Below are 12491 nucleotides of genomic sequence, written 5' to 3' on the forward strand. Positions count from 1 at the left end.
GGCGACTTGCGTCGCCCTTTTGTCAGCTGGCATCACACCAGTTTCAAGGCAATCCAGTAGAGCGAACCTGACAGCAGAATACAAACCGGCAGGGTGAAGATCCACGCCATGGCGATATTCTTGATAGTCCGGCTCTGCAATCCGCCACCGTCGACCAGCATGGTACCGGCTACCGATGAAGAGAGGATATGCGTGGTAGAGACGGGCATGCCGGTATAGCTGGCAATACCAATCGACAGCGCTGCTGTCACCTGGGCTGACATTCCCTGCGCATAGGTCATGCCTTTTTTACCAATCTTCTCACCGATGGTGGTGGCAACACGACGCCAGCCAATCATAGTACCGGTGCCCAGCGCCAGCGCCACGGCCACAATAATCCAGATAGGCGCGTACTCGATGGTGCCAAGCAGGTCACTTTTCAGCTTATTGAGGAAGCGTTTGTCATCTGGCGTGGTTTCCTGCAGACGGGCCGCTTTATCGGCGGTGTCTGAGATACACAGCAGCAGACGACGCATCTGACCACGCTGATCAACGGTCAGCTGATCGTAGCTCTGCAGATTGTTCAGCAACACCTGCGCACGCTGCACTGCCTGCAGTGCTCGCGCGCTGTCACAGTGAAACTCCTGCGGGCTGGTTGCCGGCACTTCTTCCGGTGTTGGCAACTTAGGCGGTGCCATCTGGATGATATGTGTCAGTGACGCGTTGTGCTGCTGGTAATACTGTTCCAGATGGTTGACGGCATCGCGGGTGCGCGTGATGTCATAACCGGAGGCATTCATATTCACGACGAAACCAGCCGGCGCCACGCCAATCAGGACCAGCATGATCAGGCCAATGCCCTTCTGACCGTCATTCGCACCGTGCGAATAGCTCACGCCAATTGCCGAAACAATCAGGGCGATACGGGTCCAGAACGGCGGCTTTTTCTTGCCGTCGATCTTTTCGCGGTCAGCAGGCGTCATATGAATACGCGCACGCTTTTTAGTATTACTCCAGTAGCGACGCAGAATAAAGATTAACCCGCCCGCCATCACCAGGCCGACAATCGGCGACAGGATCAGAGAAAGGAAGATGTTCAGGACTTTCGGAATGTTGAGTGCATCAACTACCGAGGTTCCGCTCATCAGGGCGTTGGTCAGACCGATACCGATAATCGCGCCGATCAGTGTATGGGAGCTGGAGGCCGGCAGACCGAGATACCAGGTGCCGAGGTTCCAGATAATCGCCGCCAGCAGCATAGAAAACACCATGGCGAGACCGTGAGCCGATCCAACATTCAGCAACAGATCGGTGGGAAGCATATGAACAATAGCGTAGGCAACACTCAATCCACCGAGTAGTACGCCAAGGAAGTTGAATACACCCGCCATAACCACAGCAAGCTGGGCACGCATGGCACGCGTATAGATGACCGTCGCAACTGCGTTGGCCGTGTCGTGGAAACCGTTGATTGCTTCGTAAAACAATACAAACAGCAGGGCAAGAACCAATAACAGGCTAGTACTGAGGTCTAGACCAGCAAACAGATGTAGCATAAACGTTACGCCATTTTTGGAGGACATGAACGCGGCGCATTATCCGCGACAACGTGCTGTATGGGAAAGGAAAATATAGCGCTAATTTAACCTTTCTTCGCAGAGCGAACGGGTTACTCAGTGAAAAAGGGTTAGATATTAGTCAGATACAATATGACACATTTACGGCAATTTTTTGACGCTGGCGTCCGGGTGAGCAGATCACTACAATCTGCGCCTTTCCAGTTAAGTGAGTGAACGCAGTGGAACAGTTTGACGTTATCATCATTGGTGCCGGAGCCGCAGGGCTGTTCTGTGCCGCCCAGGCCGGGCAGCGCGGACTGAGCGTGTTACTGCTGGATAACGGCAAAAAGCCAGGCCGCAAGATTCTGATGTCGGGCGGTGGCCGCTGCAACTTCACCAATCTCTACACTGAACCGGCGGCGTATCTGTCGCACAATCCTCATTTCTGTAAATCCGCGCTGGCGCGTTATACCCAGTGGGATTTTATCGATCTGGTTAATCGCCACGGTATCGCCTGGCATGAAAAAACCCTGGGCCAGCTCTTCTGTGATGACTCTGCTCAGCAAATTGTCGATCTGCTGCTGGCCGAATGTGACAAGGGCAATGTCACCCTGCGACTGCGCAGTGAAGTGCTCAGTGTTGAGCGCGATGAAAGCGGCTACACCCTGCAACTCAACGGCAGTACGGTTCAGGCGAAGAAGCTGGTGATTGCCAGTGGTGGTCTGTCGATGCCAGGCCTGGGTGCCACGCCGTTTGGCTACAAAATTGCAGAGCAATTTGGTCTGAATGTGTATCCGACCCGGGCGGCTCTGGTGCCCTTTACGCTGCATAAGCCACTGCTGGAACAATTACAGACGCTCTCAGGCGTTGCGCTGGACACCACCATCGATGCGCAGGATGGTACCCGCTTTAAAGAGGCGATGCTGTTCACTCACCGTGGGCTCTCCGGCCCCGCGGTACTGCAAATCTCCAGCTACTGGCTGCCCGGCGAATTCGTCACCATCGACCTGTTACCCGCTACGCCGCTTGAGGCGTTTCTGACGGCGCAGCGTGAAGCGCATCCGAATCTCAGCCTGAAAAACAGTCTGGCGAAAATCCTGCCGAAGCGTCTGGTGGAAGTATTGCAGGCACTCAAAGTGGTGCCGGATATCACCCTGAAACAGCTCAACAGCAAACAGCAAACTGAACTGGCGCAGACGCTGCATGCCTGGCGCATTCAGCCAAACGGCACCGAGGGGTATCGCACAGCTGAAGTGACACTGGGCGGCGTAGACACCACGCAGCTCTCCTCGAAAACCATGGAGGCGCGCGCGGTGCCGGGGCTGTACTTTATTGGTGAAGTGGCCGATGTCACCGGCTGGCTGGGGGGATATAACTTCCAGTGGGCCTGGAGTTCCGCCTGGGCGTGCGCCCAGGCGTTGTAACGCGCATTTACCAGCGCTGATGCACGTGCGGCGCAATCTTCTCCTGATAGATCTGCTTCAGCGCCGCCATCGTATCCTCAGAGAGTGCACCGACGTCGCTGGCGCGGGCATTGGCTTCAGCCTGCTCACGATTTTTCGCGCCAGGAATGACCACGCTGACATCTTCGTTCATCAGGATCCAGCGCAGTGCAAACATCGCCATGGTGGTGTCGCCCGTAACAAAGCGGCGAATCTCCTCCACCGCCTCCAGTGCCACCTCATAAGGCACACCGGAGAAGGTCTCGCCTTTATCGAACGCTTCGCCATTACGGTTAAAGGTGCGATGGTCGTCAGCGGCAAACACGCTGTCGGCGCGCATTTTGCCGGTCAGCAGGCCTGAAGCCAGCGGCACACGGGCAATGATCGCCACATCACGGCGTTTCGCTTCACGCAACAGCAGTTCCGCGGGACGCTGACGGAAAATGTTGTAAATCAGCTGAATCGACGAGACGTTTGGAAATGCCAGCGCTTTCAGGCCTTCCTCGACTTTCTCAACGGAGACGCCGTAGTGACGGATTTTTCCGGCGGCGACCATCTCATCCATCACCGCAAACACGTCCGGGTTGTAGTAGACCTCCGTCGGTGGGCAATGCAGCTGCACCAGATCCAGCGTGTCGGTCTGCAGATTTTCCCGTGAGCGATCGATAAAGGCGTTGAGGTTTTCGGCGTTGTAGCCCTCAGCCACGTGCGGTGACAGACGACGCCCCAGCTTGGTGGCCACAAACGGGCGTTCACCGCCGCGCTGATTCAGCACCTCTGCAATAATTTTTTCGGAGCGGCCATCGCCATAGACATCGGCAGTATCAATAAAGGTGATGCCTGCATCCAGCGCAGCATTCAGCGCGGCTTTGGCATCCTCCATGCTCACTTCTCCCCAGGTTCCGCCAATGGCCCATGCGCCAAAGCCAATTTCAGAGACGCGCTGACCGGTACGGCCCAGTGTTCGTTGTTTCATGCAAACCTTCCTCGATGCGTTTCAGACAGGGTGACAGAAAAGGGCTAACCATTGAGCTTAGCCCTTTCCGCCGGTGAGGTGAGCCAGCGTTATTGCAGACCAGACGAGTCTGAACAGGATGTTTTTGACGGCAGGCTGCTGGTTACGTTGAAGATTTCTGCGGAAATCGGTTTTAAACAGGCGATTACCGCTTCGCTAATTTATTGATTTTAAGAAATTTCACCCGAAATTAAACAGGCGAGAGTGTCGATTCGGTCACATACTTCACTTTTCAGGCCAACAATGGGATCGCTATGTTCAAATTTATTAAGTCGGTCTTTGCCAGTCCCGATAAGTTTCTGCAGATTATGACCCGTCAGGATATCAACGACTCAATTGCTGAAGGTGAGCGCATCATTATTGATGAGAACGGCAATATTTCAGTCAACACGCTGAGCGAGGAAGTCCACGAAGATTTTGCCCGGCACGTGAATACCTTAAAGGGAGTATAAGGTGGGTACCGCAATATTTATGGTGTTGATGGTGAGTGGTTACTGGTACACCAGCCGCGATTTAAACAGCCGCTTTAAAATCCGTCGCTCGTCGGGCTGGGATGTCTATTTCCTGGTGGCGCTCTACGGCTGTATTTTTGTTCTGCAGGGCGTATTTGCCACCGGCATCATCTGGTTGGTACTGCTCTGTATCTCCGGCATCGCGAATGCCGTCCAGATGATCCCCGGCGTGCATCTGAAGTGGCAGGTCGAGTTTATGAACTGGAGTTTCCTGGGGATTCAGGCACCAGTTGTGATCATGCTCGCTTTTGCCATTCTGCTCTGCCTGTATCGCTCAAACTGGGCGGGCAGTGCACGGCTGAACGTATCGGGCCGTAAAGACCTTTATCAGCAACTGTCACGCTCCAACGGCGTTGAACAACTGCTGTTTCAGTGCATGGAAGAGGGCGAACTCGCGTGGATTACGATGAAGTCGCGCCGCATTTACATCGGCATGATTCATGCCTCGACGTTTGAATATGAGAGCACTAAAAACATCGTGCTGATCCCGATGCTCAGCGGATACCGCGACAGCAAGACGCTGAAGCTGGCGGTGGAACATAACTACAGCAAGTGGTACGCCGAGCATGACATCACGCTCGACTCGAAACCCAAAGATGCGATGTCATTCCGTAAAGTGATCATGGTTGATCAGATAGAGAGTCTGTCACTGTTCGATCCCGCCAGTGCCGCCGCACTTTCAATGGGACATCCGCAGGAAGTGGAGAAGAGTCAGGGTGGTGACGACACGGACAGCCCGGACGATAAAAGCCGCGATGCAGCGGGTTAAAAGCTCGATCGGTTTCCCCTGATGATGTGACATCATCAGGGGAAACCGATCCCCTCACGTCATATTTTCCGCCGTAAACAACCTGAACGCGACTTTACCCGCCTGATACACATCCGGTTGAGAGCCGGTTTCCAGATGACTTAGCATCAAATCAATCGCCAGCCGGGCATGTTGTTGAGCATGCTGATCCAGGGTAAATGCCACTTCATCATTCATCAGTAGCTTACGTGTCACATCATAAAGTTCATGAGTGATATAGGTGCATTTACCCAGCAACTGGTGGGCACGTAGTGTGTCGCTGACAACAGTATTGCCCATGCCAGTGTTGTAGACCCCTGCAATCATCTGCGACGGTTGCAGGTTGCGGGCCAGCACGCTGCGGATTGTCTCCCGCTGATCCTGACCCGACAGCACCTCACGCAGATGACGCTGGGGCGCGCGCTGCGCCATGGCCTCCCGGAATCCGTCAATGCGCTGACGGTGGGCGCGATAATCGAAGCGGCCACTGACCATTAGAATGTCGCCGGGCTGACTCACCGTTTTACTCATCAGTAATCCCGCCGTGCGTCCGGCCTGATACTGGTCAATGCCGACATGACATAAGCGGTCGGCATCAGGCAGATCGGTAACGATGGTAATCACCGGCACATTGCGGCTGCGGCACAGCGCTAGCGCCCGGTAGATGGGCGGTGAATCATGTGCAAAGACAATGATGCCGTCGCGCGTGCTGCTGCGGGCGATAATACTTTGCGCCAGCTGCTCAGGCTGTGCCTCGGCCACCAGAGTTTTATGCAGTTTCAGGCGACGATAGCCAAGCTGGCTGGCGACTTCGCTGAAATGGGTAGTAAGCTGCTGAAAAAAGGAGGAGCCGTTATTACTGAGGAACACCTCAATTTGCCAGGGATGCTGGTACTCCTCTGGCAGCAGACGCTTCAATCCCACTTCGCGCGCAGCTTTCAGGACTTTACGGCTGGTCTCCAGTGACACGCCGCCGCGTTCATTCAGCACACGATCGACCGTCGCAATCCCGACGCCCGCCATTTTTGCCACCACCTCTAAGGTGAGCTTTTTCATTCAGACTCCACGGGGAAAATGGCGATTAACTGCTGCCTGCCTGACTATTTATCTCTTCTAACCGGTTAAAAGTAAAAGATAAAGCAATTTAATGATGGAAAACCATCATCAGCGTTGTGCCGCAAGGTTTTTACCGACCGTGCTGTCGCCACGCTAAAAAGCACAGCGGGCCGCTGTCCTGGCGGAATACCCGTTAAGCTTGTAGTGAGACAATCAACGAGGAGTGAATATGGCTCAGCAAAAAGAGGTTCTGATTATTGGTGCTTCGCGCGGTATCGGGCTGGCGGTGGCACAGGCGTTTGCGGGTGAGGGCTGGCAGGTCACGGCTACGCATCGCAGTGGCATTCCAGAGCAGGGTAATAAGCCAGACATTCACTGGCATGCGCTGGATATGACACACTCATCGGCGGTTCAGCAGCTTGCCAGCCAGCTCAGTGGCAAAACGTTCGATGCGATTCTGATTAACGCCGGGATTTCCGGGCCTTCACACCAGAAGGTCTTGCAGAGTGACGATCAGGATCTGGCGCAGCTGTTCCTGACCAACGCGATAGCGCCGGTTCGCAGTGCAGAGATTTTGCTGCCGCTGTTGAAGCCGGAAGGTGTGCTGGCGCTGACCTCATCTCAGCTCGGCAGCCTGAATGAAAACCCGCAGGCGCAGATGCCGATTTATTCGGCCAGCAAAGCGGCCCTGAATATGCTGAGCCGCACACTGACTCCGGCAGTTGACGCGCAGAGCGGGACGCTGCTGACGCTGCACCCCGGCTGGGTGAAAACAGATATGGGTGGCGAGAGTGCGCCACTGACAGCAGAAGAGAGTGCGGCCGGTATCGTCCGGCAACTGACCCACTGGCGCGGTCGTGGTGGTCATCACTATGTCGATTACGCCGGCCAGCAGCTGCAATGGTAAGTTGATACGGGGCGGTTACGCCCCGATGTCACGTAGTGCTTTGCCTTTCATCAGGTTGCGTTCAATGTGCTCCAGCGTCACATGTTTGGTCTCGGGAACCAGCATCATCGTCAGCACGATAAACACCAGATTAAGCGCGCCGTAGAGCCAGAAGGTATTGGCATTCCCCAGCTGATCCAGCATGGTCAGGAAGGTCGCACCCACAATCATATTACCGACCCAGTTCGTGGTGGTGGAGGCGGTAATGCCGAAATCACGTCCTTTCAGCGGCTGAATTTCTGAGCAGAGCAGCCAGATGACCGGTCCGGCCGCCATCGCGAAGCCGACGATAAACATCAGCAGCATCGCAATAGCAAAGTATTTGCGGAAATCTGTTTCAACGCCAATATGCAGCAGTGTGCCCAGGACGCCCATGCCGACTGCCATCACCAGAAAACTGGTGGTGAGCATCGGCTTGCGACCCCAGCGATCAACAAAGAAAATCGCAATCAGCGTAGCCAGCATGTTGACCAGCCCGACAATCACCGTACCCCACATCTGCTCACTGGTGCTGGAGAAGCCGGCAATATTGAAGATTTTAGGGGCGTAATACATCACAACATTCATGCCGGTAAACTGCTGCATCACCTGCAGCAGCATGCCCAGCCATACCGCGCGGCGGAAATTACCGTTAGAGCGGAAAAGCGACCAGCCACGCTGCTTCACCTGCAGGCTTTCACGGATCTCTTCCAGCTCCTCCCGGGCCTGTTCACTGCTGTTCCGTAGCCGATCCAGTACCCGCTGTGCTTCGTTAAAACGCCCATGTGCTGCCAGCCAGCGCGGACTGTTAGGCAGGAACAGCACGCCGATAAACAGGATCACCGCTGGGATGGCGATAACACCGAGCATCCCACGCCAGTTGCCGCTGTAGCTGAACGCGGTATCAGAGAGATAAGCCACCACGATGCCGGTGGTCAGCATCAGCTGGTACATGGAAATCATCGAACCACGAATACGTTCCGGCGCAATCTCTGCCAGGTACAATGGTGCGGTATAAGAGGCGATGCCCACCGCCAGACCCAGCATCACGCGGGCGCAGACCAGTGACTCGACATCCGGGGAGAACGCTGACCACAGCGAGCCAATTACAAACAACGTTGCGCCTGCCAGCATACTTTTCTTGCGTCCCAGCTTTGATGACATCCAGCCCGCCGCCAGCGCACCCAGCGCCGCGCCGAACATCATTGAACTCACCACCCACTCCTGCTGATGGTTAGTTATCTGCAAATCCTTTGCCAGAAACGGTAAGGCACCGGCAATGACACCGATATCCAGACCAAACAGCAGGCCTGACAGCGCAGCCATAAAACAGACGAACCACGTAAAACGGTTCTGCTGACTTCCCGATTTTTTTGTCGCGACCATGCGAGTCTCCTTGAGGCGATTCAATGTCAATATTGTTAATGTTATGTAAACATAGTTGATGCCAGTGTGGTGACGATCACACTTCTGGCCATAACCCGTGCTGCACAGCATTACGCTAAAAAGAAAACATCGAAGATCAGCGGGTTGGCACTACAGGGAATAAGGGCGGATGAAGCACGATTACACCAAACGAGGCATATCAGACCCGTTTTGCAACTGACTGCTTGCAGCATTACACTGCTGCTTTTCAGCCATTGATTGAAGGTGCTTATGTCTGAACCTTTCCAGCGCCAGCCGCTGCCGCTGCCGGGCGGTCATAAAAAAGTCCTGCTGCACTCCTGTTGCGCGCCCTGTTCGGGTGAAGTGATGGAAGCGATGCTGGCATCCGGTATTGAATACACCATTTATTTTTACAACCCGAATATTCACCCGCTCAAAGAGTATGAGCTGCGAAAAGAGGAGAATATTCGCTTTGCCGAAAAATTTGGTGTGCCGTTTGTGGATGCGGACTATGACCGGGATAACTGGTTTGAGCGCGCGCGCGGGCTGGAGTGGTCACCGGAACGGGGTGAGCGCTGCACCATGTGCTTTGATATGCGTTTTGAGCGTACGGCACTCTATGCCCATGAGAACGGCTTCCCGGTGATGACCAGTTGCCTGGGGATCTCACGCTGGAAAGATATGAAGCAGATTAACAGCTGTGGTGTCCGCGCCGCGTCAGCATATCCGGATCTGATGTACTGGGATTTTAACTGGCGTAAAGGCGGTGGGTCTTCGCGCATGATTGAAATCAGTAAGCGCGAGAGTTTTTATCAGCAGGAATATTGTGGCTGCGTCTATTCACTGCGCGACACCAATCGTCATCGCGTCGCCCAGGGGCGTGAGCGCATTCAGATTGGCGTGCAATATTATCAGCCGGATGAAGCCTGATTAACCCCTGTCGCGGAATGGCTCAGCCTGCGTATATTCGTGCGTGAAGTGCGTAACAGGCCGGACTGTTACGCCAGCATCCGGCTTTATACTTTCCTCACGCACAAAGCTGCATAAGGTACAGGGATGCGCTACCTCAGCCAGCTGCTGTTTCGCCTTGTGGTTCATCTGACGTTTGCGACAGGTGCTCGGCGTGCAACCCATAATCTGTTTAAAAGAGCGGGTAAAAGATTGCTGGCTTTCAAAATGGTATTTCAGTGCCAGAGTGATAACAGGTGTCTGGCTGTTTTTTAAATCATGAATGCTGGCGTTAAGTTTTCTCTTACGAATATAACGCGCCAGTGTTTCATTATGGTAACGGGCAAAGAGTTTCTGTAAATACCATCTGGAATAACCTGCCTTTATGGCAATATCATCAACACTCAGGCGCTGGCCAGGATTATTATTAATCCATTCAGTGACAGAGATGATTACGCTTTCATTATATTTATTTTCGCTCATAGCGACTCCACGGTTAAATTCATCACGAATGTGAAAAATCTACCTTAATGTTCTTATTCTTTGCGTAAACATTTTTCAGGTTTTGAGTTTTTATCTCCTGATATTATTCATCCGAACAGCCGTTTTTTATTAAATTAGATGAATTGTGATAAATCTGTTGGGAAATATAGATGATTGATATCTGGCAGATAAAAATTAAATCAGGCGCTATGCCGCTGACCACCTCCTGATGAATCCTGGCAGCCGCCGTGTTATTAACGTGATAGCACCGCCTGGCAATAGATTTTTCACAATGACATGCCAGGCTTACGACTCACCTTTAACATGGAGTACCCCCGGATGAGCCCGACATACGCGCTGAAAAAACCGCTTGCCGCCTTGCTCACCTCGCTGGCCTTATTGGCTCATGCACCTGCCCATGCTGCGTCTGTGTATGGCGAACAGCTGGAGGGGTTTCAATATCCCTATCCTCTGCAGCATTTTGACTTTCAGTCTCAGCAGCAACCGCTGAGCATGGGCTTTATGGATGTCAAACCGGTGCAACGTGCCAACGGCAAAACCGTGGTGCTGATGCACGGTAAAAACTTCTGTGGCGCGACCTGGGAAGAGACGATTCGCGCACTGAGTCAGCAGGGATATCGCGTTATCGCGCCCGACCAGATTGGCTTCTGCAGCTCGACCAAGCCCGCCAGCTATCAATACAGTTTTCAGCAACTGGCAGAGAACACCCATCAGCTGCTTGCACGGCTGGGAGTGGAGAAGGCGGTCATTGTCGGTCATTCAACCGGCGGGATGCTGGCAACGCGTTATGCGTTGATGTACCCGGCGCAGACGCAGAAGCTGGTACTGGTTAACCCGATAGGGCTGGAGGACTGGAAAGCCAAAGGTGCACCGTGGCGTTCGGTGGATCAGTGGTATCAGCGCGAACTCAAACTCAGCGCGGCGGGTATTAAGAAGTATGAACAGCAGACTTACTATGTCGGGCGCTGGAAACCTGAATATGATAAGTGGGTCGATATGCTGGCCGGACTAAACAGTGGGCCGGGCCATCAGAAGGTGGCGTGGAACTCCGCCTTAATCTACGACATGATCTTCACTCAACCGGTGTTTTATGAGTTCGGCGATCTCAGGGTGCCGACCACTCTGATAATCGGTACGTCAGATACCACGGCCATTGGCAGTGATATCGCACCGGCGGAGGTGAAAGCCCGGTTGGGTGATTATGCGGTGCTGGGAAAAGAGGCGGCTAAACGTATCCCGGGCGCGCGCTTAATTGAATTTCCTGGCATGGGGCACGCACCACAAATGGAAGATCCGGCTAAGTTTAATCAGACGCTGCTCGACGATCTGGCCCGTCCCTGACCCCTCAGGCGCTGCGGCGCCTGACCTTACACGGCAATGCGTTTCTGATTTTTAGTCAGATACATCTGTTTATCGCTGTCGTGCAGTAACTGTTCCAGCGATTGCGGATTGGCCGGGTCAAACTCTACCACGCCGGAAGAGAACTGCAGGCGGTAACGTCGGTTCAGGCTGACTGACTGCTGGTGCAGATAACGGTCGAACTGCATGAGCAGCGCTTCACTCTGCTGCTGCTGCAGGCCATCAAACAGCACCACAAACTCATCGCCGCCCAGGCGGGCAAACAGGTCGGAATGTTTGAACGCCACTTTCATCGCATTGGCAAAGTCCATCAGCGCGCGATCGCCTTCGCGATGGCCCAGTGTGTCATTAATCTGCTTAAACTTATCGAGATCGAGAAAAGTCAGACAGGCGGGACGGTTTTTCCTCTGGCACTCATTAAGCACCATCTGTCCCAGCGTCATAAAACCGCGGCGATTGGTAATCTGCGTCAGTTCATCACAGGTAGCCGTCTGAAAGGCGATCAATTCCGCTTCAGCCATGGCGGCGAGATCGCGCATGGTGGCCTGATCCTCTTCATTAAACTGACGCGGCTCACGACCAATAATACAGAACGTACCCATTTTGGCACCGCCCGGCGCACGCAGCGGACAGCCCGCATAAAAGCGAATGTGTGGTTCGCCAGTCACCAGCGGATTATCGTGAAAACGTTCATCCTGTAACGCATCTTCAACGATCATGATTTCATCCTGCAGGATAGCGTGGCCGCAAAACGAGATATTCCGTGGCGATCCGGTAGGCGTATAACCCTGTGCAGATTTAAACCACTGGTGATCTTCTTCCAGCAGGCTGACTAACGCGATAGGCACGTCATACAGGCGGCGCGCCAGGCGAGTTAAACGATCAAATCGTTCTTCCGCTGGCGTATTCATTATGTTCAGCGCACGCAACTGCGATAAACGTTGTGCCTCGTCGGCGGCGATTTCAGGTGCTTTCATCACAGAGCCCTTTGGTTTTTAGCTGAAGCCAGGTTCTGGTGT

The 12491-nt window shown here is 53.8% G+C and carries 12 protein-coding genes; 6 read left to right on the forward strand and 6 right to left on the reverse strand.

Features of this window, described 5'->3' with window-relative positions; translation table 11 throughout:
* Positions 1 to 32: 32 nt before the first annotated feature.
* On the reverse strand, positions 33 to 1535 hold the full coding sequence (pitA, locus tag EE896_RS01365; protein ID WP_139364727.1) for an inorganic phosphate transporter PitA: 1503 nt from the start codon (positions 1533 to 1535) through the stop codon (positions 33 to 35).
* A gap of 242 nt (positions 1536 to 1777) precedes the next feature.
* Here pitA and EE896_RS01370 point away from each other — a divergent pair, with 242 nt between their 5' ends.
* The gene (locus EE896_RS01370) at positions 1778 to 2962 is read left to right on the forward strand and encodes a BaiN/RdsA family NAD(P)/FAD-dependent oxidoreductase (protein ID WP_072040370.1); all 1185 of its coding nucleotides are present in this window, start codon (positions 1778 to 1780) and stop codon (positions 2960 to 2962) included.
* A gap of 7 nt (positions 2963 to 2969) precedes the next feature.
* On the opposite strand, the gene EE896_RS01375 is transcribed toward EE896_RS01370, so the two are convergent.
* Positions 2970 to 3956, reverse strand: coding sequence for an aldo/keto reductase (locus EE896_RS01375; protein ID WP_008926310.1), 987 nt, complete (start codon positions 3954 to 3956; stop codon positions 2970 to 2972).
* 293 nt (positions 3957 to 4249) lie between these two features.
* Here EE896_RS01375 and EE896_RS01380 point away from each other — a divergent pair, with 293 nt between their 5' ends.
* On the forward strand, positions 4250 to 4447 hold the full coding sequence (locus EE896_RS01380; RefSeq protein WP_003852137.1) for a hypothetical protein: 198 nt from the start codon (positions 4250 to 4252) through the stop codon (positions 4445 to 4447).
* Position 4448: 1 nt separating this feature from the next.
* Positions 4449 to 5276, forward strand: a complete 828-nt coding sequence (locus EE896_RS01385) for a hypothetical protein (protein WP_003852139.1) — start codon at positions 4449 to 4451, stop codon at positions 5274 to 5276.
* A 54-nt stretch (positions 5277 to 5330) separates the two neighbouring features.
* Here the strand turns inward: EE896_RS01385 and EE896_RS01390 are convergent, their stop codons facing one another.
* Positions 5331 to 6350, reverse strand: coding sequence for a LacI family DNA-binding transcriptional regulator (locus EE896_RS01390; protein ID WP_039660859.1), 1020 nt, complete (start codon positions 6348 to 6350; stop codon positions 5331 to 5333).
* 229 nt (positions 6351 to 6579) lie between these two features.
* On the opposite strand from EE896_RS01390, the gene EE896_RS01395 reads away from it, so the two are divergent.
* Complete coding sequence (locus EE896_RS01395; RefSeq protein WP_039660857.1) at positions 6580 to 7257, forward strand: SDR family oxidoreductase; 678 nt, start codon at positions 6580 to 6582, stop codon at positions 7255 to 7257.
* Positions 7258 to 7272: 15 nt separating this feature from the next.
* On the opposite strand, the gene EE896_RS01400 is transcribed toward EE896_RS01395, so the two are convergent.
* The gene (locus tag EE896_RS01400; protein ID WP_003852145.1) at positions 7273 to 8661 is read right to left on the reverse strand and encodes a sugar porter family MFS transporter; all 1389 of its coding nucleotides are present in this window, start codon (positions 8659 to 8661) and stop codon (positions 7273 to 7275) included.
* Between the two features lie 270 nt (positions 8662 to 8931).
* On the opposite strand from EE896_RS01400, the gene EE896_RS01405 reads away from it, so the two are divergent.
* Positions 8932 to 9591, forward strand: a complete 660-nt coding sequence (locus EE896_RS01405) for an epoxyqueuosine reductase QueH (protein WP_003852147.1) — start codon at positions 8932 to 8934, stop codon at positions 9589 to 9591.
* Here the strand turns inward: EE896_RS01405 and EE896_RS01410 are convergent, their stop codons facing one another.
* Positions 9592 to 10092, reverse strand: a complete 501-nt coding sequence (locus EE896_RS01410; RefSeq protein WP_003852149.1) for a helix-turn-helix domain-containing protein — start codon at positions 10090 to 10092, stop codon at positions 9592 to 9594.
* Positions 10093 to 10431: 339 nt separating this feature from the next.
* Between EE896_RS01410 and EE896_RS01415 the strand changes: the two genes are divergently transcribed.
* Complete coding sequence (locus EE896_RS01415; RefSeq protein WP_003852152.1) at positions 10432 to 11454, forward strand: alpha/beta fold hydrolase; 1023 nt, start codon at positions 10432 to 10434, stop codon at positions 11452 to 11454.
* Positions 11455 to 11480: 26 nt separating this feature from the next.
* Here EE896_RS01415 and EE896_RS01420 read toward each other — a convergent pair whose 3' ends face one another.
* Positions 11481 to 12449, reverse strand: a complete 969-nt coding sequence (locus tag EE896_RS01420; RefSeq protein WP_140034149.1) for a GGDEF domain-containing protein — start codon at positions 12447 to 12449, stop codon at positions 11481 to 11483.
* Positions 12450 to 12491: the final 42 nt, after the last annotated feature.

It is taken from the genome of Pantoea eucalypti (assembly GCF_009646115.1).
Lineage (GTDB): Bacteria > Pseudomonadota > Gammaproteobacteria > Enterobacterales > Enterobacteriaceae > Pantoea > Pantoea eucalypti.